The sequence below is a fragment of the Pseudomonas urmiensis genome (genome assembly GCF_014268815.2).
Classification (GTDB): domain Bacteria; phylum Pseudomonadota; class Gammaproteobacteria; order Pseudomonadales; family Pseudomonadaceae; genus Aquipseudomonas; species Aquipseudomonas urmiensis.
Genome location: NZ_JABWRE020000001.1, coordinates 234368 through 254604, shown reverse-complemented (window position 1 = coordinate 254604; position 20237 = coordinate 234368). Strand labels below are relative to the sequence as shown.

22 protein-coding genes and 1 tRNA gene are annotated in these 20237 nt (G+C 63.0%); 10 read left to right on the top strand and 13 right to left on the bottom strand.

All coding sequences use genetic code 11. The features are described from left to right. Nucleotides 1-5: 5 nt before the first annotated feature. The 4 genes from secD to queA form a co-directional block, all read right to left on the bottom strand. A complete protein-coding gene (gene secD, locus HU737_RS01095) occupies nt 6-1868 on the bottom strand; it encodes a protein translocase subunit SecD (protein ID WP_186554096.1) in 1863 nt (620 codons plus the stop codon). A 63-nt stretch (nt 1869-1931) separates the two neighbouring features. Next, nucleotides 1932-2267: a preprotein translocase subunit YajC gene (gene yajC / locus HU737_RS01090; RefSeq protein WP_186554097.1), complete on the bottom strand. Its 336-nt coding sequence runs from the start codon at nt 2265-2267 to the stop codon at nt 1932-1934. Nucleotides 2268-2322: 55 nt separating this feature from the next. Beyond that, nucleotides 2323-3438: a tRNA guanosine(34) transglycosylase Tgt gene (tgt, locus tag HU737_RS01085; RefSeq protein WP_186554297.1), complete on the bottom strand. Its 1116-nt coding sequence runs from the start codon at nt 3436-3438 to the stop codon at nt 2323-2325. Nucleotides 3439-3452: 14 nt separating this feature from the next. Then, nucleotides 3453-4502 (bottom strand): tRNA preQ1(34) S-adenosylmethionine ribosyltransferase-isomerase QueA, encoded by a 1050-nt coding sequence (gene queA, locus HU737_RS01080; protein WP_186554098.1) that lies wholly within the window; start codon nt 4500-4502, stop codon nt 3453-3455. 108 nt (nt 4503-4610) lie between these two features. Here queA and HU737_RS01075 point away from each other — a divergent pair. The 7 genes from HU737_RS01075 (at nt 4611) to HU737_RS01045 (ending at nt 11141) form a co-directional block, all read left to right on the top strand. Continuing rightward, a tRNA-Leu gene (locus HU737_RS01075) sits at nt 4611-4695 on the top strand. Nucleotides 4696-5140: 445 nt separating this feature from the next. Beyond that, nucleotides 5141-5374 carry a hypothetical protein gene (locus HU737_RS01070; protein WP_186554099.1) on the top strand — a complete coding sequence of 78 codons (234 nt, stop codon included), beginning with the start codon at nt 5141-5143 and terminating at the stop codon, nt 5372-5374. A 13-nt stretch (nt 5375-5387) separates the two neighbouring features. Continuing rightward, entirely contained in the window at nt 5388-5651 is a 264-nt protein-coding gene (locus HU737_RS01065) for a DUF3077 domain-containing protein (protein ID WP_186554100.1), read from the top strand. 336 nt (nt 5652-5987) lie between these two features. Beyond that, nucleotides 5988-6488, top strand: coding sequence for a sigma-70 family RNA polymerase sigma factor (locus HU737_RS01060; RefSeq protein WP_186554101.1), 501 nt, complete (start codon nt 5988-5990; stop codon nt 6486-6488). Nucleotides 6489-6491: 3 nt separating this feature from the next. Then, nucleotides 6492-7430, top strand: a complete 939-nt coding sequence (locus HU737_RS01055) for a FecR domain-containing protein (RefSeq protein ID WP_186554102.1) — start codon at nt 6492-6494, stop codon at nt 7428-7430. A 225-nt stretch (nt 7431-7655) separates the two neighbouring features. After that, nucleotides 7656-10064 carry a TonB-dependent siderophore receptor gene (locus HU737_RS01050; protein WP_186554103.1) on the top strand — a complete coding sequence of 803 codons (2409 nt, stop codon included), beginning with the start codon at nt 7656-7658 and terminating at the stop codon, nt 10062-10064. 186 nt (nt 10065-10250) lie between these two features. Next, a complete protein-coding gene (locus HU737_RS01045) occupies nt 10251-11141 on the top strand; it encodes a bestrophin family protein (protein WP_186554104.1) in 891 nt (296 codons plus the stop codon). Between the two features lie 6 nt (nt 11142-11147). Here the strand turns inward: HU737_RS01045 and phnE are convergent, their stop codons facing one another. The 4 genes from phnE to HU737_RS01025 are packed head-to-tail and all read right to left on the bottom strand — an operon-like array spanning nt 11148 to nt 14378. Beyond that, the gene (phnE, locus tag HU737_RS01040; protein ID WP_186554105.1) at nt 11148-11915 is read right to left on the bottom strand and encodes a phosphonate ABC transporter, permease protein PhnE; all 768 of its coding nucleotides are present in this window, start codon (nt 11913-11915) and stop codon (nt 11148-11150) included. Next, nucleotides 11912-12739, bottom strand: a complete 828-nt coding sequence (locus HU737_RS01035) for a PhnE/PtxC family ABC transporter permease (protein WP_186554106.1) — start codon at nt 12737-12739, stop codon at nt 11912-11914. Before HU737_RS01035 ends, phnE begins: the two co-directional genes overlap by 4 nt. Continuing rightward, nucleotides 12733-13527: a phosphonate ABC transporter ATP-binding protein gene (locus HU737_RS01030; RefSeq protein WP_186554107.1), complete on the bottom strand. Its 795-nt coding sequence runs from the start codon at nt 13525-13527 to the stop codon at nt 12733-12735. The genes HU737_RS01035 and HU737_RS01030 overlap by 7 nt, the downstream gene beginning before the upstream one ends. After that, nucleotides 13524-14378, bottom strand: a complete 855-nt coding sequence (locus tag HU737_RS01025) for a putative selenate ABC transporter substrate-binding protein (protein WP_186554108.1) — start codon at nt 14376-14378, stop codon at nt 13524-13526. Before HU737_RS01025 ends, HU737_RS01030 begins: the two co-directional genes overlap by 4 nt. 238 nt (nt 14379-14616) lie before the next feature. On the opposite strand from HU737_RS01025, the gene selD reads away from it, so the two are divergent. Then, a complete protein-coding gene (gene selD, locus HU737_RS01020) occupies nt 14617-15651 on the top strand; it encodes a selenide, water dikinase SelD (protein WP_186554109.1) in 1035 nt (344 codons plus the stop codon). Next, complete coding sequence (mnmH, locus tag HU737_RS01015) at nt 15651-16763, top strand: tRNA 2-selenouridine(34) synthase MnmH (RefSeq protein WP_186554110.1); 1113 nt, start codon at nt 15651-15653, stop codon at nt 16761-16763. The genes selD and mnmH overlap by 1 nt, the downstream gene beginning before the upstream one ends. A gap of 46 nt (nt 16764-16809) precedes the next feature. Here the strand turns inward: mnmH and HU737_RS01010 are convergent, their stop codons facing one another. After that, nucleotides 16810-17202, bottom strand: coding sequence for a lysozyme inhibitor LprI family protein (locus HU737_RS01010; protein ID WP_186554111.1), 393 nt, complete (start codon nt 17200-17202; stop codon nt 16810-16812). A gap of 80 nt (nt 17203-17282) precedes the next feature. After that, nucleotides 17283-18200 (bottom strand): LysR family transcriptional regulator, encoded by a 918-nt coding sequence (locus HU737_RS01005; RefSeq protein WP_186554112.1) that lies wholly within the window; start codon nt 18198-18200, stop codon nt 17283-17285. Nucleotides 18201-18288: 88 nt separating this feature from the next. Between HU737_RS01005 and HU737_RS01000 the strand changes: the two genes are divergently transcribed. Next, entirely contained in the window at nt 18289-18762 is a 474-nt protein-coding gene (locus HU737_RS01000; RefSeq protein ID WP_186554113.1) for a DMT family transporter, read from the top strand. Between the two features lie 68 nt (nt 18763-18830). Here the strand turns inward: HU737_RS01000 and HU737_RS00995 are convergent, their stop codons facing one another. The 3 genes from HU737_RS00995 to HU737_RS00985 are packed head-to-tail and all read right to left on the bottom strand — an operon-like array spanning nt 18831 to nt 20150. Next, nucleotides 18831-19370: a hypothetical protein gene (locus HU737_RS00995; RefSeq protein WP_186554114.1), complete on the bottom strand. Its 540-nt coding sequence runs from the start codon at nt 19368-19370 to the stop codon at nt 18831-18833. Continuing rightward, the gene (locus tag HU737_RS00990; protein ID WP_186554115.1) at nt 19352-19555 is read right to left on the bottom strand and encodes a hypothetical protein; all 204 of its coding nucleotides are present in this window, start codon (nt 19553-19555) and stop codon (nt 19352-19354) included. Before HU737_RS00990 ends, HU737_RS00995 begins: the two co-directional genes overlap by 19 nt. Before the next feature lie 31 nt (nt 19556-19586). Beyond that, nucleotides 19587-20150 (bottom strand): GNAT family N-acetyltransferase, encoded by a 564-nt coding sequence (locus HU737_RS00985; protein ID WP_186554116.1) that lies wholly within the window; start codon nt 20148-20150, stop codon nt 19587-19589. Nucleotides 20151-20237: the final 87 nt, after the last annotated feature.

Here is a 20237-nt window from a genome sequence, read left to right as displayed (position 1 = left end):
TTCCCTCAAACCCACAGCTTCTTGATGTCACGCCCGCCGCAGGTCAGGTTGACCATTGCGCGGGTCACCATGACGGCGGTGAACATCGAGGTGAAAATCCCGAGGGACATGGTAACCGCGAAGCCTTTGACCGGACCGGTACCCATGGCGAACAGGATGCCGCCGACCAACAGGCTGGTCAGGTTGGCGTCGATGATCGCGGTGTAGGCACGGCTGAAGCCTTCGTGGATGGCGCGCTGGACCGTCATGCCGTTTTTCAGCTCCTCGCGAATCCGCGAGAAGATCAGCACGTTGGCGTCAACCGCCATACCCATGGTCAACACGATACCGGCAATACCTGGCAGGGTCAGGGTCGCGCCGAGCAGCGACATCAGCGCCAGCAGCAGGATCATGTTACCGGTCAGGGCAATGGTCGCGATCACACCGAAGCCACGGTAGATGGCGATGATGAACAGCGAGACGAACAGCATGCCCCACAGCGATGCATCGACACCCTTGGTGATGTTGTCAGCACCCAGGCTTGGACCGATGGTACGTTCTTCAGCGAAGTACATCGGTGCGGCCAGACCACCGGCACGCAGCAGCAGGGCCAGTTCGGACGATTCGCCCTGACCGTTCAGACCGGTGATCCGGAACTGGCTGCCCAGTGGCGACTGAATGGTCGCCAGGCTGATGATCTTCTTGTCTTCCTGGAAGCTCTGAACTGGCACTTCCTTCTCGACACCGTCGACCATCTGTTTGACGTAGCGGGTCACCGGCTTCTGCTCGATGAAGATTACCGCCATGCTGCGCCCGACGTTGCTGCGGGTAGCGCGGCTCATCAGTTCGCCGCCATGGCCATCGAGGCGAATGTTGACCTGCGGACGGCCCTGCTCGTCGAAGCTGGCCTGGGCATCGGTGACCTGGTCACCGGTGATGATCAGGCCGCGCTCGACGGGCGCCGAGCGACCACCGTCACGGAACTCGAAGACCTCAGTGGTGGCCTTGGACGCGCCTGGCTCGGCACCGAAGCGGAACTCGAGGTTGGCAGTCTTGCCGAGGATACGCTTGGCTTCGGCAGTGTCCTGCACGCCTGGCAGCTCGACCACGATGCGGTTGGCGCCTTGGCGCTGCACCAGTGGCTCAGCCACGCCCAACTCGTTGACACGGTTACGGACGGTGGTCAGGTTCTGCTTGATCGAGTATTCGCGGATCTCGGCAACTTTGGCCGGGGTCAGCGCCAGACGCAGCACGGCGAGCTCGTTGCGCTCGGTGGTGGTCAGGTCGAAATCAGTGAAATTCTTGCGGATCAGGGCACGGGCCTGTTCGCGGGTGGCGTCGTCGGAGAAGCCCAGCATGATGCCGCCGTCCTGCTGAGGCAGGCTGCGATAGCGGATGCGCTCTTTGCGCAAAAGGGTCTTCACTTCGCCTTCGTAGACTTTCATCCGGGCGCTCATGGCCTTGTCCATGTCCACTTCGAGCAGGAAGTGCACACCACCGGACAGGTCCAGACCCAGTTTCATCGGGCTTGCACCCAGGTTACGCAGCCACTGCGGGGTGGTCTGGGCCAGGTTCAGGGCCACGACGTAATCATCGCCCAGTGCCTTGCGCACCACATCCTTGGCAGGGAGCTGGTCTTCCTGGTTGGTCAGGCGCACCAGCGCACTGCCCTTCTCGCCCAGGCTACCGCCCTTCACGGCGATACCGGCATCGCTCAGCGCCTTGGTGACGCGATCGAGGTCGGCTTGGTTGACCTGCAGTGCGGAGCTCGCACCACTGATCTGCACCGCCGGATCATCCGGGTAAAGGTTGGGAGCGGAATAAATGAAACCGATCGCCAGTACCAGCACGATCAGTGCGTATTTCCACAGAGGGTATTTGTTCAGCATCACGCCGCCCGTTCAAGACGCGGGGCGCGTTGCGCGCCCCGACTGGAAAAGAAAACCGGTAACTCAGATAGCCTTGAGCGTACCTTTTGGCAGGGTCGCAGCCACGGCGCCCTTCTGGAACTTCAGCTCGACGGTGTCGGACACTTCCAGAACCACGAAATCATCGGAAACCTTGACGATTTTGCCGGCGATGCCGCCGTTGGTGACAACTTCGTCACCTTTTTGCAAGTTGCCCAGCAGGTTCTTCTGCTCTTTGGCACGCTTGGCCTGTGGACGCCAGATCATCAGGTAGAAGATGACCAGGAAGCCAACCAGGAAAATCCACTCAAAGCCAGTACCAGCAGGGCCGGCGGCCGGGGCAGCTGCGTCCGCGTAAGCGGCGGGGATCAAAAAGCTCATGTGACACTCCAGTTGTTAAGTTGCACGTGTTGAGTTGGCAATACGTGAGAGACAGTCAGTCCAAAGGCGGCACAGGCAGCCCGCGTTTGGCATAGAAGGCGTCGACAAAGGCGGCCAATTTACCTTGTTGAATAGCCTCGCGTAAACCGGCCATCAGACGCTGGTAATGACGCAAGTTATGGATCGTATTCAACATGCTGCTCAACATTTCGCCGCATTTGTCCAGGTGATGGAGATAGGCGCGGGAGAAGTTAGTGCAGGTGTAGCAATCGCAGGTCGGATCCAGCGGCGAATCATCGTGGCGATGGAACGCGTTGCGGATCTTGATCACCCCGGTATCGATGAACAGATGGCCGTTGCGCGCGTTGCGCGTCGGCATCACGCAGTCGAACATGTCGACGCCGCGGCGCACACCCTCTACAAGATCCTCGGGTTTGCCTACACCCATAAGGTAACGAGGTTTGTCAGCCGGCATCTGCGCAGGCAGATAGTCCAGCACCTTGATCATCTCGTGCTTGGGCTCACCGACCGACAGGCCGCCGATGGCCAGGCCATCGAAGTCGATGTTGACCAGCGCTTCGAGCGAGCGCATGCGCAGGTCCTGGTACATGCCGCCCTGGACGATACCGAACAGCGCCGCGGTGTTGTCGCCATGGGCGTTCTTCGAGCGCTGGGCCCAACGCAGCGACAGCTCCATCGAGGTACGGGCGACATCATGCTCGGCCGGGTACGGCGTGCACTCGTCGAAGATCATCACGATGTCCGAGCCCAGGTCGCGCTGGACCTGCATCGACTCTTCCGGGCCCATGAACACCTTGGAGCCATCGACGGGCGAAGCGAAGGTAACGCCCTCCTCCTTGATCTTGCGCATGGCGCCCAGGCTGAACACCTGGAAACCACCCGAGTCGGTGAGGATTGGGCCTTTCCACTGCATGAAATCGTGCAGGCCGTTGTGCTTCTTGATCACCTCGGTGCCCGGGCGCAGCCACAGGTGGAAGGTGTTGCCCAGGATGATCTCGGCGCCAATGGCCTCAATGTCCCGCGGCAGCATGCCCTTGACCGTGCCATAGGTACCGACCGGCATGAACGCCGGGGTCTCGACCGTGCCACGGGGGAAGGTCAGGCGACCACGACGGGCCTTGCCGTCGGTGGCCAGCAGTTCGAAGGACATTCGACAGGTGCGACTCATGCTTGATCCTCGGGGCCGCGTGGCGCCGGATTGCGGGTGATGAACATCGCATCACCGTAACTGAAGAAGCGGTACCCCTGCTCGACTGCTGCCGCGTAGGCAGCCATGGTCTCGGGATAACCGGCGAAGGCCGAGACCAGCATCAGCAGCGTGGACTCCGGCAGGTGGAAGTTGGTGACCAAGGCGTCGACCACATGGAACGGCCGGCCAGGGAAGATAAAGATGTCGGTGTCGCCACTGAACGCCTTGAGCTGCCCGTCACGCGCAGCGCTCTCAAGCGAGCGCACGCTGGTAGTGCCGACGGCCACTACCCGACCACCGCGCGCGCGGCAGGCGGCAACGGCATCGACCACCTCCTGGCTGACCTCGAGCCACTCTTTATGCATGTGGTGGTCTTCGATCTTGTCGACCCGCACCGGCTGGAAGGTGCCCGCGCCCACATGCAGGGTGACGAAGGCGCGTTCAACGCCCTTGGCTGCGATCTTCTCAAGCAGCGCTTCATCGAAGTGCAGACCTGCGGTTGGCGCAGCAACGGCGCCAGCGCGCTCGGCATAGACCGTCTGGTAGCGCTCGCGATCGGCGCCTTCGTCTGGGCGATCGATATACGGCGGCAGCGGCATATGCCCGACCCGCTCCAGCAGCGGCAGCACCTCTTCGGTGAAGCGCAGCTCGAACAGCGTGTCATGGCGCGCGACCATCTCGGCCTCGCCGCCGCCATCGATGAGGATCTGCGTCCCGGCCTTGGGCGCCTTGCTGGCGCGCACATGGGCCAGCACCCGGTGGCTGTCGAGCACCCGCTCGACCAGCACTTCGAGCTTGCCGCCGGAGGCTTTCTGGCCGAACAGCCGCGCCGGGATCACCCGGGTGTTGTTGAACACCATCAGGTCGCCCGGACGCAGGTAGTCGAGCAAGTCGGTGAATTGCTGATGCACCAGCGCCCCGCTCGGTCCATCAAGAACCAGCAGTCGGCTGCCATGGCGCTCGGCCAGCGGGTGGCGGGCGATCAGGGAATCGGGGAGTTCGAAGGAAAAATCGGCGACGCGCATGATGGTGTTCGGTTCGACAGGGCCGCAAAGTTTAGCCCAACGAATGAAAATTCTCCATGAAAGCCGATTGACCGACCGAAGGACCCTCTCTATACTGCGGCGCCACAAGCCCTGATGGCGGAATTGGTAGACGCGGCGGATTCAAAATCCGTTTTCGAAAGGAGTGGGAGTTCGAGTCTCCCTCGGGGCACCAAAATCCAGAAAAAACCGACCTTGATAGGTCGGTTTTTTTTGCCCTGAATCTGCTGCAAAACGCCACTCCTGTGGGAGCGGGCTCGCCCCGCGATGTGGCCAGCCGCCGCCCAGCCAATTCCACACCTGCGCCCCAGAACCCCGCCAAACTTTAAGAATTTCCCCATTCCCTGTAGTCCATTTCCCAAACATACTCCGCCCGCCTTACAAGCCATTGCGGTGCTTTGGGTCGCCCTCTAGTCTCGGCCGGTCGTTGCCAATTCAGCGACCGGTTTTGACAGACCGATTAGTCAAAGAACCGTATGGCTTCGTCTTTATGGCGGCTGTACGTGGGGCACCTCGTGTGCGCCGGGTTCCTTTGCTACCGGTCTGTCAACCCGCGTACAGCTGCCACCCTCTTGTTGACAGCAGGAGGTGGTAGCTCCACTCGAGCAAAGGACTTCATCATGTTAAAAATTGTCCCCGATCCACCCCACTCCCCTGAAACCTGCCACACACTCGAAGAGCTTCTGATCCAGACTGCCGAGTACCTGGTCTGCGCCCTTTCCATTGCCAACCAAAGCACGCTGTTCACCTTCAACACCCCAGCACATCCGCTCAATCTCGCAACCCTTCACGAAATCGAAGCTGCCCGTGGGTTGGTCGAAATGGCCTTGGGAAAACTACAGATACGTCACTGACATGGAGAGTCGAATGATGGGCGCAAAGACTGTTGGCAAAACCGGCTTCGGCTACGGCGATGGCGATCAACCGCTGTTCCGTGTCAACGCTGGCCACGATGCAGGCAGGGCAATGGAACAGGCCTCGGCGATGATGGCCTGCGTGCGGCGCATGACCTTGCTGGCGGCCACCGACGGGGAAGCGGACCTGGGTTGGGCCGCGCATCTGCTCAGCGATATGGTCAAGGCGGTGATGGATGATGTGGAACTGGGCCAGGCTGAGAAGGCTGGCCATTAGCACCCGCAGCCGCTATACGCCGATGCGGCCTTACCCGCTCCACAGCAGAACTTGCAGGGTGAGACTGGCTTGGTGTGCCTGTGCTGGCCTCTTCGCGGGCAAGCCCGCTCCTACAGCGATCGAGTTGACCACAGTTTTTGCGCTACGCACCGTTCGGGTAGGAGCGAGCTTGTCCCGCGATGAGGCCAGCTCTGGCACCCTTCCGGCCTTTTAACCAGTACTCATCTACCCGCACCAAACCAAACACCATCTGCATACTCAATAGCCGCCTGCCACTTGCCCCCACCCAACGATCCAGCCAACAATAGATAGAATCATTCTCAGGTACAGTCCGCCATGCCTCCAGCCGACGCCTCTGCCCTGCACGATCTCTATCACACCCACAACGGCTGGCTGAAAACCTGGCTGCGGGCGCGCCTTGGCAATTCCAGCGATGCGGCGGACCTGGCCCAGGACACCTTTCTGCGGGTACTGACCGCGCGCAACGTCGACGCCATCCGCGAGCCGCGCACCTACCTCAGCTCGATTGCCAGGGCGTTGATGATCGACCGCTTCCGCCGCCGGGCGGTGGAGCAGGCTTACCTGGATGTATTGGCGTTGCGCCCGGAGGCGCTGGATATCTCGCCAGAAACCCGGCTGTTGATCCTGGAAACCCTGACGGCCGTGGATGCCATGCTCGATGAGATGGGGCCGCGTACGCGTACGATCTTCCTTGCCGTGCAGCTGGAGGGGCTGAGCTATGTGGCCACGGCCGAGCGCTTGGCGGTGTCGGTGACGACGGTGAAAAAACACATGATCCGCGCCATGACCCAGTGCCTGATTCTGGTCGAGGACTGAGCCGTGCTCGAGCGCAAGATTCTCCAGGCGGCAGCCACTTGGTATGTGCAGTTGCACGCTGCGCCGCCGAGCGAGGCCGAGCGCCTCGGCTGGCAGGCTTGGCTTGCCCAGGATGCGCGTCACGCCCAGGCCTGGGCGCGGGTGGAGAAGCTGCAACGGCAACTGGGCCATTTGCCTGAAGAGGTCGCATTGCCCACCCTTGCCGGAGTGCGGGCGCGGCGACGGGCTGTGGCCAAGGTGCTGGGCTTGCTGCTGGCCGCTGGGGCGACGGGCTGGGGCCTGCACATCATCGAGCCGATTAGCTCGCGCATGGCCCAGCACCGCACGGCCAAGGGTGAGCGGCGCCATCTGCGCCTGGCCGATGGCGGGGTGTTGGATATCAACACCGACAGTGCTGTGGATATCCGCTATGGCGCTGGCTTGCGGGAAATCCAAGTGCATCGTGGCGAGGTGCTGATCCAGACGGCGGCCGATCCACAAGGTCGGCCGTTTGTCGTGCATACACCGCAGGGCAGCGTTCGTGCACTGGGTACGCGGTTCAGCGTGCGCAGTGAGGGTCAGCAGAGTGTGGTTCAGGTGCTGGAGCATGCAGTCGAAGTCAGGCCTGCGGCGGCCGCCAATCGGCTGATGCGGCTTGAGGCCGGGCAGCGGGTCGCGTTTAACCGTGAGCGGGTCGATGCGCCGGAGCCAGGGGCACGGGATAGCGATGCCTGGGTGCGGGGCATGCTGATGGCGGTGGAGTGGCGCTTGGTGGACCTTGTAGCTGAGCTGCAGCGCTATCGGACCGGGCGGTTGCTGTGCAGCGATGCGGTTGCCGGGTTGCGGGTCTCTGGTGGTTTTCGCTTGGATGATACCGATACGGTGCTGGAAAACCTGGCGGCGTCTTTGCCTGTCCGTGTGCATTACCTGACGCGCTACTGGGTACGGATCGATGCGGTCTGAAAGCGTGTGCGATGGCAGGTCTGGCCTCTTCGCGGCTGTTTGGCGTCCCGACAAGCCCGCTCCTGTCAGCACCGGCCTCTTCGCGCTTTAGCTCGCTGCCTCCGGCGCCGCTGCGATATGCGCAAAAAAATCAATTAGGGGTTGCCGATTTTCATTCTCATTCGGCCAAGCACTGAAGCGGCGATAACTGCCGCACTGTGCCCTGCCAACCCCAAGGAACTTTCGATGTCTCGTCTTCCCCTGGCCCGCGCCGTCCAGCTGGCCCTCTTCGGCGTGCCCCTGATCGCTTTCACCCCTGCCAGCGTTGCGGCGCAAGTCCAGCAGTCGACCCGTTTCGAGATTGCACCCGGGCCGCTGGGCACAGCCTTGAGCGAGTTCGCCAGCGCCGCCGGGGTGACCCTGTCATTCGCCAGCGAGCAGACCCAGGGGCTCAGCTCGCCAGGCCTGCAAGGCACCTTCAGCGTGGAGGAAGGCCTGGCGCGCTTGCTCGGCGGCAGTGGCCTGCAAGCCAGCCGGCAGAGTAATGGCGGCTATGTGTTGCTGCCGACTGCCTCTGCGGCCAACGGCGCGATGGAGCTGATGCCACTGAGCATTTCCGGCAAGGCCCCGGGGTCGACCACCGAGGGCTCTGGCTCGTACACCACCGAGTCTTCGAGCAGCTCGACGCGGCTCAACCTGTCGATCAAGGAGACCCCGCAGTCGGTCACCGTGCTGACCCGCCAGCGCATGGAAGACCAGAAGCTCGACACCCTCACCGACGCCCTGGACGCCACCGCCGGTATCACCGTCATCCGCGAGAGCATCGGCGCCGACAGCACGCCGTACCTGTCCCGTGGCTTTGCCATCAGCAACTACGAGATCGACGGAGTACCGACCTCCTCGCGCATGGACAACTACACCCAGAACACCGCGATGTACGACCGGGTCGAAGTGGTGCGCGGCGCCACTGGCCTGATCAGCGGCCTGGGCAACCCGTCGGCGACCATCAACCTGATCCGCAAGCGGCCCACCCAAGCGCCACAAGTGCTGCTGTCGGCCGAGGCCGGTAGCTGGGACCGCTACGGCCTGAGCGTGGATGTTGGCGGCGCGCTTAACGAGGCGGGCAACGTGCGCGGGCGCTTCGTCGCCGATCAGAAGGACCAGCATGCCTGGATCGACCGCTTCAATCAGGAAATCTCCACCCTGTACGGCATCAGTGAATTCGACCTGAGTGAGTCGACCTTGCTGACGCTCGGCTTCAGCCATCAGGTGACCCATGCCAATGCCCCCATGCGCACCGGCTTTCCGCTGTTCACTACCACTGGCGCGCTGACCGACATCAAGCGCTCGTTCAACAGCTCGCCGGATTGGTCCTACTACGATCGCAAGCAGAGCAGCCTATTCACCTCGATCGAACAGCACTTCGCCAACGGGTGGAGCGGCAAGCTCGAATACAGCCATGCGCGTAACGACTACGACACCGTGGCCACCTACATGACCGGCGATATCGACGCCGCCACCGGCGCCGGGGCCTTTCTCATGCCGACCCGCTGGCAAGCCAGCCCCGAGCAGGACAACCTGGATGCCTACCTGACCGGCGCGTTTCCCTTTCTGGGGCGCGAGCATGAGCTGATCACTGGCGTAACCCTGTCGCGCATCGAAGAACGTGGCACCGCCAACTACGGCGGCTGGCAGCGGCGCGGCACCTACGATGGCGACATCGACAACATCTACACCTGGAACGGCCAAGCGCCCAAGCCGCGCTTTACCAAGATCGGCGAGAGTGACCTGACCGAAACCCAGTACGCCGCCTACCTGACCTCGCGCTGGCACCTGACCGACGCGGCCAGCCTGATTCTCGGCACCCGCGTAGTGGACTGGAACCGCGAAACCACCAACCGCATCTACGGGGGCGCGACCACCAAGACCGAACGCACCGAAACCGGCATCGTCATCCCCTATGCAGGCTTGGTCTACGACCTGGACGATACCTGGACCGCCTATGCCAGCTACACCCAGATCTTCAACCCGCAGAATGCCAACATCCGCGATGTCAGCGGCTCGCCACTCGATCCGCAGGAAGGCACCGGCTATGAGATTGGACTAAAGGCAGGCTTCTATGAAGGTCGGCTCAATGCCAGCCTGGCGCTGTTCCGGGTCGAGCAGGACAACCTCGCCGTGGCCGATGGCGACAACCTGCAGCCTAATAACTTCCAGGCCTACCGTGCCGAGAGCGGCACCACCAGCGAAGGGGTCGAGCTGGAACTCAACGGCGAAATCCGCGAGGGCTGGCAGCTCACCGGCGGTTACTCCTACAGCGTCAGTTTCGATGACGACGACAAGCGCATCGTCACCGAAATCCCGCGTAACAGCGTCAAGCTGTTCACCACTTACCGCCTGCCGGGCGCGCTCGACAAGCTGACCGTCGGCGGCGGCGTCAACTGGCAGAGCGAGACGGGCTACAACACCAGCTACGCCACCACCCAGAGCAGCTACGCCCTGACCAGCCTGATGGCGCGCTACCAGATCAGCCCGTCGTTGTCGGCGACCTTGAACGTCAACAACCTGTTCGACAAGGAGTACTACTCGACCACCGCAGCCGGGCTGTACGGCGCCCCGCGCAACTTCATGACCACCCTGCGCTACGCCTATTGAGTGAGCCCGATCCTTTAGCGATGCCGCAACTGGTGACCGTGCCTTGGCGATGTACGCCAGGGCGCGGATGCAAAAACGATCTTTGCTTCTCGCACACTTCTGGAAACACCGCGCGACGAACAGCAGCGAACCTTGCCCGCCAGCCGGCGTCCGAACCTGCATCCGCTTCGTTTCGAGGTTCGCCGTTTGAAAGAGATCATCGCGCGCAAGATCCGCCTGGTGGTGAAGACCTTCGGCTATATCGGCTGGTCGCTGTTCTGGCTGCTGATCTGGGATGTATTGGTCACCATCGATTTCATGCTGTTCTTCAACAGCAAGTTCACCCTGCCACTGATGCCGCTGACCTTGCTCGGTTCTGCGCTGGTGGTGCTGGTGAGCTTTCGCAACAGCAGTGCCTACAACCGCTGGTGGGAGGCGCGTACGCTGTGGGGTGCGCTGGTCAACAGTTCGCGCAGCTTCGCCCGCCAGGTGCTGACGCTGATCGACGACGGCGACGAGGGCTTGAACCCGGTCAAGGCCACCTTGCTACGCCGGCATGTGGCTTACGTGAACTGCCTGGCGGCGCACCTGAAGGGGGAGAAATGCCCGGACGAACTGATGGCGTTCATCCCGCCGCAGGAGTTCGAGCGGCGCAATCGTTCGAACAATTTCGCCAACGATATCCTCAGCGGCTCAGCCGCGCTGCTGGCGCGTGAATACAAGGCCGGGCGGCTGGACAGCATTCGCCTGGCACGGCTGGAGTCGACCCTGGTGGACCTGTCCAACGCCCAGGGCGGCATGGAGCGCATCGCCAATACGCCGCTGCCCTACCCTTACGTGTACTTTCCGCGGCTGTTCATTTCGTTGTTCTGCCTGATCGTGCCGATTGGCCTGGTGGAGTCGCTGGGTTGGTTCACGCCACTGGCCTCGACCGTGGTCGGTTTCATGCTGCTGGCGATCGAGCGGATTGGTACCGACCTGCAGAGCCCGTTTCGTTTCAGCGAGCACCAGATTCAGATGGACACCATCTGCGAGACCATCGAGCGCAATCTGGAGTCGATGCAGCGTGAGGCGCAGTGCGGCGAACGGGTGCAATGAAGCCGCTCATACGCGCACGTAACGCTGACGCAGCAGGTCGCTCAGTGCGTCGACCAGCAACACCAGCACCAGCATGCCGATGATCACCGTGCTGGCCTGGGCTTCCTGGAACAGGCTCAAGGTGGTGTAGAGCATCTGCCCCAGGCCACCCGCACCAACAAAGCCGAGCACGCTGGCCATGCGGATGTTGTTCTCCCAGCGGTACAAGCTGTAGGCGAGCATCTGAGGCCAGAGATTGGGCAGGGTGCCGTAGCAAAACGCCGCGACTTGGCTGGCGCCGTGCAAGCGGATCGCCTCGGCAGGTTCGCTGGGGGTGTTTTCCAGCGCTTCGGCGAACAGCCGGCCGAGCACGCCGGTCGTATGCAGCGCCAGCGCCAGGGTGCCGGCATTGGGGCCCAGGCCTGCGGCCAGCACAGTCAAGGCGGCCCAGACCAGCTCGGGAATGGCCCGCAAGGCATTGAGCAGCAGGCGCGCGACGCCTTGCAGCGGCCAGCCGAAACGCCCCGCGGCAGGTAACGCCAAGAGCAAACCAAGCACCATCGCCAGCAAGGTGCCCAGACCAGACATGGCCAAGGTTTCCAGCGCGCCACGCATGACCGCGCGCAAGTGTTCGGCAGACACGTCCGGGCTGAGAAAGCGCGTCGCATACTCGCCCATCTGCGCCAGCCCACCGCTGCCCATGACGGCGGCCAGATCCAGCTCCAGATAGCCAAACGAAGCGACCACCGCCAGCACAATCGCCAGTAACACCAGCAGGTTGAACGCCCGGCTCATGCCAGCCTCCCGCGCAGAAAGCGGCTCAACAGGTCTGCCAGCATCACCAACAGCAGGAAGGTCAGCAGCATGCTCGCCACCTCGGCCCCAGCGAACATGCGCATCGATAGATCGATCTGCTGCCCCAGGCCTCCGGCGCCAACGAAGCCCATCACCACCGAGGCGCGTATCGCACACTCCCAACGGTACACGGTGTATGACACCAGCTCGCTCGCCGCCCCCGGCACGATGCCGTAGAAGAATGCCAGCAATCGACCGCTGCCCGCTTGCAGCAGCGCGTGCGCTGGGCGCTGGTCGACCGATTCGTAAATCTCCGCATAGACCTTGCCGAGCATGCCGCTGTAGGTGATGGCGATCGCCAGCACGCCAGAGGTCGGCCCCAGCCCGACGGCGCGCACGAACAGCAAGGCCCAGACGATCTCCGGCACGCTGCGCAAAAAGATCAGCACGCCGCGCACGGGCAGGCGCAACAGGCGCGAGCCGGCTGTCAGCCGCCCGGCGTTGGAGGCGGCGCGCTGCGACAGCGCACGGCTGGCCAATAGGCTCGCCGGCAGCGCCAGGATCAATGCCAACGCCATGCCCGCAGTGGCCACGGCCAGGGTCTGTAACGTGGCTTCGAACAACAAGGACAGGAACGCTGGATCGTGCGCAGGCGGCCAGAACGCGCTGAGGAAATTGGCCATCTGCCGACGGTTTTCTGCGTGCAGTAGAACGCCGGGGTGCAGCTCGCTCAGCTGCAACCCCGGCCACAGTAGCGCCAGGCATAGCAAGGTAAACAGCAGCCGAGGCAGCGCAGCCGGGTCGCGGCGCTCGACACTCAGCATCGTGGCAACTGCACCACGATGCTCGGCGCCGTTGTCGTCGGCGCCAGCAACTGCTCGTTGGCGTACAGCGCATCGAGCATGCCCACGCTGACCTCATTGGCCGGGCGGTCGAACACCACTTGCCCCTCACGGATGCCCACGATGCGCGGAAAGTGCGCCAACGCCAGCTCCACCGCGTGCAGGCTGGCGACCAAGGTCACGCCATGCGCCTGGGCATGGCGATTGAGCAGACTCAAGCTGTGCTCGGCGAGTACCGGATCCATGGCCGACACCGGCTCATCGGTAAGTAACACCTCGGGCCGCTGATACAACGCCCGAGCGATGCCCACGCGTTGCAACTGGCCGCCAGAGAGTTGCCCACATTGCACGAACATCTTGTCTGCCATACCCAGCGCCGCCAACGCCTGCCGCGCACCCGGCACGTCGGTGGGATAGATCAGATTGAGCAGCCCACGCAGCATGCCCCAATGCCCCAGACGGCCAGCCAGTACCGCGGTGATGACACGCTGGCGCGAAGGCAACGGTGGCGCCTGGTGCACCAGGCCGACCCGCGCCCGCAAGCGCTGACGCGCGCGCGCCGAGAGTGCCCAGGGCTGCTCACCGAGCACCTCCAGGTGACCGGCGCTAGGCCGAACGGCTGTGGCGATCAGGTGCAGCAAGCTGGACTTGCCCGCCCCCGAGGGCCCGATGATCGCCACCCGTTCGCCGCGCTCGATCAGCAGATCGAGCGCCTCCAGGGCATGCACCTGGCCGTGGCGCAAGCTCGCCCCGTGCAGGCGAATAGTCACTTGAGCAGCCCGGCCTCGCGTGCGGCTTCTTCGGTGCCCTTGTAGTTATCGGGGCTGGTTTCGATGAAGCGGCTGGCGGCCTGCAGATCGAGGATCGCCTTGTGCTCAGGGTTGGCCGGATCAAGATCGAGGAAGGCCTGCTTGATCTTGGCTTTCAAGCCGGCGTCCATGTTGCCGCGCACGGTCCAGTTGTAGTCGTAGTAGGTCGGCGTGGTGGCGAACACCTTGACCTTGTCGGTATCGACCTTGCCGGCGTCGACCAGCTTCTGCCAGACACTGGCATTGAGCACACCGGCATCGGCCTTGCCGGCCTGGACCCAGGCCACGGTGGCATCGTGGGCGCCGGAATAGGCCACGCGACTGAAGTAGGTTTCAGGCTTGATGTTGTCGTTCTTGAGCATGAAGTAACGCGGCATCAGGCTGCCGGAGGTCGATGAGACAGAGCCGAAGGCGAAGGTCTTGCCTTTGAGGTCGGCCAGGCTCTTCACATTGGGGTCGGCGGTGATGAATTTGCTGGTGAACTTGGCGTCTTGTTCACGCTGCACCAGCGGGGTGGCGCTGGGGTCTTTGAGGTGCACCTGAACGAAGGTGAAACCGCCCAGCCAGGCCAGGTCGAGCTTGTCGCTGGCCAGGGCCTCGACCACTGCCGGGTAGTCGGCCACTGGCACGAACTTCACCTCCATGTCCAACTGCTTGTGCAGGTATTGGCCCAGTGGCTTGAACTTGCGTAGCAGTTCGGTGGGCGCTTCGTCGGGGATGGCGCTGACCCTGAGGGTTTCGGCGGCCTGGGTGAGGACAGCACAGCACGAGAACACAAGGCCTGCGGCGAGCGCCAGTGGACGTTTGAGCATAGGAGTTTCTCCGGTTCGAGGACGGGGAAGACTGGGTGTTGCCAGTTTGGCGGTAGTGCCGCCCTCATCGCGGGGCAAGCCCGCTCCCACGCAGATGGCTGAGAACTCAAAGGCGTGGGAGCGGGCTTGCCCCGCGATGAGGCCAACCCTGACGCCCCGCAACACCCGTCGAAGTATAGTGCCCATGGCCCAAACGCCAGGTTTGCTAGACTCGCCCAACACACAATGCGAGGTGCGTATGAGCGAGCCGATTCGTCTTACCCAGTACAGCCACGGCGCCGGTTGCGGCTGCAAGATCTCGCCCAAGGTGCTGGATGTGATCCTCGCCGAGAGCGGCAGTCAGGCCCTAGATCCGAACCTGTGGGTCGGCAACGCCTCGCGTGACGACGCTGCCGTCTATGCCCTGGATGATGAACGCGGGGTGGTCTCGACCACCGACTTCTTTATGCCGATCGTCGACGACCCATACGATTTCGGCCGCATCGCCGCCACCAACGCCATCAGCGACATCTATGCCATGGGCGGTGACCCGCTGATGGCCATCGCCATCCTCGGCTGGCCGATCAACGTATTGCCGCCCGAAGTTGCACGCGAAGTCATCCGGGGTGGGCGCGCAGTCTGCGCCGAAGCCGGTATCCCCTTGGCCGGCGGACATTCCATCGATGCCCCTGAGCCGATCTTCGGCCTGGCCGTGACCGGCGTGGTCAACAAACGCCATCTCAAGCGCAACGACACCGCCACGGCCGGTTGCCGCCTGTACCTGACCAAACCGCTGGGCATCGGCATCCTTACCACGGCAGAAAAAAAGGCCATGCTGCGCGAGCAAGACCAGGGCCTGGCGCGGGACTGGATGTGCACCCTGAACACCCCAGGCAGCCACTTTGGCAAGCTCGATGGAGTCAAGGCGATGACCGACGTGACCGGCTTTGGCCTGCTGGGCCACCTGGTGGAACTGGCTGAAGGCAGCGGCCTGACGGCGCGCCTGGATTATCGAGCCGTGCCGCGTCTGCCGAGCGTCGAGCACTACCTGGCCGAGGGCTGCATCCCTGGCGGAACCCTGCGCAACTACGACAGCTATGGGCACAAGATCGGCGTGCTGAGCGAGCAGCAGCAACAGCTGTTGTGTGATCCGCAAACCAGCGGCGGCCTGCTGGTGGCGGTCAGCCCGGAGGGTGAGGCGCAGTTTCTGGCGGTGGCCACTGAACTTGGCCTGCAGCTGTCGCCGATTGGCGAGCTGGTCGAACGACAGCGCCACGCGGTCGAGGTGATTTGATGCGCCTTGACTGCTCCGACTACCGCCAGCTGTTTCTCGATGATGCGCCAATGATGGACATGCGTGCGCCCATCGAGTTTGCCAAGGGTGCGTTCCCCTGCGTGGTCAACCTGCCGCTGATGAACGATCAGGAGCGGCAGAAAGTCGGTACTTGCTACAAACAGCACGGCCAGGCCGCGGCCATTAGCCTCGGCCATCAACTGGTCAGCGGCGCGACCAAGGACGAGCGGCTATACGCATGGGCGTCCTTTGCCAAGGCTCATCCCAATGGTTACCTGTACTGCTTTCGCGGCGGCCTGCGTTCGCTGATCGTGCAGCAGTGGCTGCGTGAAGAAGTGGGCATCGCCTACCCCAGGGTCAGGGGCGGCTATAAGGCCATGCGTACGTTTTTACTGCAGACCACTCAACAGGCCGCAGCCCAATGCGACTTCGTCCTGCTCGGCGGTTTGACTGGCACTGGCAAGACTGAGGTGCTACACCAACTGAACAATGTGCTGGATCTGGAAGGCCACGCCAATCATCGCGGCTCGAGCTTCGGCAAGCGCGCGAGCGCCCAGCCGGTGCAGATCGACTTCGAAAACCGCCTGGCCATCGATGTGCTGAAAAAGCGCGCGCGCGGCATCGAGCAATTCGTGCTGGAGGATGAAGGGCGGATCATTGGCAGTTGCACCCTGCCGCTGGAGCTCTACCAAGGCATGCAGCACTATCCATTGGTGTGGTTGGAAGACAGTTTTGCCAACCGGGTCGAGCGCATCCTGCGCGATTATGTCATCCATCTGTCTGCCGAGTTCGTTGACCTGCACGGGCCTGAGCATGGCCCTCGGCTGTATGCCGAACGCATGCTGCAGAGCATGGCCAATATCCACAAGCGGCTGGGTGGCGAGCGATTCCAGCGGCTGGCTGAATGGCTCAAGCTGGCCCTTGATGAGCAGGTGCGCAGTGGTGCAGTGGAGCTGCATCGAGGGTGGATCGAGGGGTTGCTCAAGGAGTATTACGATCCGATGTATGCCTACCAGCGCTCGGCCAAGGCCGAACGCATCGAGTTTGCTGGGGATGCAATAGAGGTGCAGGCCTATCTGAAGGCTCGCCACCAGCGCCAGGCTCGTGGATAACGTCAGACAAGGGTGACTTGGCCGTTGGCAGTCACCTCGATTTCCCTCACTGCCCCGGGCTGAGCACCCGCTCCAGCTCCGCCGCGCGGTCACGGCTCATGTCCATTTCGCACATGGCCCCTTCGATGCGGTAGATACTGCCGCTGCTCAAGCGGCCGTGGAAGGCGCAGTTGCCGTCGCGGTACTTGATCCATGTGCGTTGCACATCGCGCAGGTTGGTTTTCTGCTCTTTATCGAGCTTGGCCATCAGTTGCTTGTACACCCGGTTCAGCCGCTCATCCTGCAAGCGGGTCTCGGCCTGGATACAAGCGCCCATGGCCAATGTGCTGGAGGCCTTGTCCATGCACTGGGTGTAAGTTTGCGAGTAGTCCTCGGCCTGGGCTTGGCAAGCAAAGCACGCCAGTAGGGCGGCACTGGCGATAGTGGATCGGCTGAGCATGGCGGGTCCTTGCATTCAAAGTTGGCAACCAGCCTAGCATTCTCTGGCAACTGGCCAACCACGCCGAACAAACATCAGCATCAGCTCGCCCCGGCACTACACTCACTCAGAACCCGCACTCGTTCACGCAGCCAGGCATGCCCAGCATCGCCTTCGCGCCGCGAATGCCAAACCTGGGCAAAGGCAAACGGCGCAATCGGCAGCGGCGGCGCGAAGCTGCGCAGGGCGGGGTCGAGGCGGGTGCCGAGCAGGCTGCGGCGGGCCACGGTAAGAATCAGGTCGGTGCCCGCGATCAGCGTCTGGGCAACGCCCCAGTGCGGCAGCGTCAGGGCAATCCGGCGCTGCTCAGCCAGCGCCTCTAGGGCCAGGTCGATCTCGTTGTCGATACCCGGACGGACCGCCACCAGCACATGCGGGCGCGCCAGCCATTGCGCCAGGGTCAGCCCACCCCGCGACGGCAGGCCACGCCGGTCAGCCAGACAGACGAACGACTCTTCGAACAGTACCTGGCACTGCACCTCAGAAGGCAGCTCGGGAAACACCCCCAGGGCCAGATCCACTTCGCCATCGATCAGTTGCCCCAGCATCGCCTCGCGACTGCCCTGGGAAACCACCAAGTCCACCCCTGGGGCATCCTGGCGCAGTTCGCGAATCAACGCCGGCAATACTACCCGCGCGCCATAGTCGGACATCGCCAGGCGAAACGTTCGCCGCGCCCTGCCCGGCTCGAACCCTGGGCTGCCGAGCAGACCATCGAGTTGCTGCAAGGCGTGTTGCAGAGGCTCACGCAAGGCTTGCGCACGGGCACTCAAGTGCAGCCGCCCGCCGCGCCGGACCAGCAGCGGGTCGGCGAAGATCTCGCGCAATTGCGCCAACGCATGGCTCACCGCCGGCTGGCTGCGATGCAAACGCAAGGCCGCGCGCGAGACGTGCTGCTCGCTGAGCAAGGCGTGCAGGGTCAACAACAGGTTGAGGTCGATACGGCGCAGATCATCCATGGTGCGAATACAGCCTGTGCAGACTTCGAATTTCCATCATTGAAATGGATAACCGAGACTGAAACCAGCCCTTTTACTGGAGAACATCATGCCGCAAGCATTAGCTCTATCTGCCCTGCTGCCATTGCTCGTTGCCGTGCTGGCTGGCGCCGCCGTGCCATTCCAGGCGGGCAGCAATGCCGCCCTGGGTCGGTTGCTGGGCCATCCGTTGTGGGCCGCGGGGGTGTCGCTGCTGGTCAGTTTGTTGATGCTGGTGCCAGCGCTGCTGGTGATGCGCGCACCGCTGCCGCAGTTGCAGAGCCTGGCCCAGGCGCCTTGGTGGGCGTGGTTTGGCGGCGTGGCCGGGGTGCTGTACATCACCGCTGCATTGGTCCTGACGCCCCGGCTGGGGGCGGCGGGATTCATCGTCTGCGTGATTGCCGGGCAGGTGCTGTCGTCGCTGCTGATCGATCAGTGGGGGCTGATGGGTCTACCGGAGCGGCCGGTGAATGTCTGGCGGCTGGTGGGGGTGGGGATGATTGTGCTGGGGATGCTGGTGGTGCAGTGGGGCACCTCGCGCTGATGCCCCAGTGTGCTGTTGGCAGTGCTGACCTCATCGCGGGACAGGCCCGCGCCTAGCACTGATGCAGTTCAAAACGCCTGCGGCTGCTCGGGCGGCATCAATACCTTATCGACCTGAAAACGCAGCGAGGGCATCTGCGTGCCGGCATACACCGCCACCCCCAGCGCCGCGATCAGCGCCACATCGAGCCAGCGCCAGCCGGGCATGTCAGTGCTGCTGCGAGCCTTCCAGCACCACCAACCCTGGCCCAGGCAAAACAGCGCAATCGCCCCCAGCCACAGATAAAAACCTGCACCAAAGCCAATCAAATCCTGGAACGCATAGCTGCGGTTATCCGGCAGCCGATCGATGCCAAGGCTGCTGGCCGCCAGGTACAACGCCGCCAACCCCAGTACCAGCGCCAGCCGGCGAAAACGTCGGTGGGCCAGCACCGCCAGTGCCAGCAACGGATTGGCGAACCACTGGTACAAGCCGAACGGCACGCCCCACGGCCCGTACAGCAGCATCTGCAAGGCCGGCATATGGCGCCCGGCGCTCATTACGGCACCCTCGAAGTACAAGCTGACGAGGTACAACAGCAGGCTGAAAGTCAGGTAGAAAGCGGGCAAGGTCGCACCAGGAGCAAACGGGACAAGCTGCGACCATACCCCAGGGCTGTACCTGGCTCAAACCACTCAGAGTCCTGGATGGGCACGGTGTTGCCCTGGGTGATGAGCGCGGGCGCAGCCTTCATGGCCTGGTCGATGTCAGTCAGTTGCAGGTCTTCGAGCAACGGACTGATCACCAGCGACACGAAAACTGTCCCCCGAAAAGTAGCTATTCGCCTATGCAACAGGCGGTTCCAGCAACAGCCCGTAGAGCCCTGAGTCGGACAGCTCGCCCGCCACGCACCAGCGTGCGCGCAAGGTGCCTTCAAGGACGAAGCCCTGGCGCTCCAGGGTTCGCGCCGAGCCCTGGTTACGCGGGTCGATCTCGCCTTCCAGGCGGCGCATGTGCAGGGTGTGGGCGAGGTAGTCGATGAAGCAGGTCAGCGCTTCGTCCATGTACCCGCGGCCTTGCACGCTACTGGCCAGGCAGTAGCCGATCTCGCCGCGGCGGGAAATATCATCGATGTTGAACAACTGGACCATGCCGATCAGCTCGCCGTTGTCGCGGCGGTACATGCCCAGTTTGAGCAGCTCGCCATTGGCGTAGGCTTGGCGGTCGGCGGCCAGTGCGCTTTCGGCCTCGGCGAGGTTTTGCCAGGGTGCGTGGTGCCAGTAACGCATGACCTGCGGATCGGCCATGATCGCCAGCCACTGCGCAGCGTCTGCATGGCGCATGGGGCGCAGTTGCAGGCGCGGGCTTTCAAGGCACAGGTCACTGGGGAAACTGCGGGGTTGGGTCACGCCGGACCTCCTGTCCATTGCTGGAAAGGACACAGTCTAGCGTTACTGAGGGTGTGCTGGGCAGCCTGGTTTTTTCTGCAGCAGTAC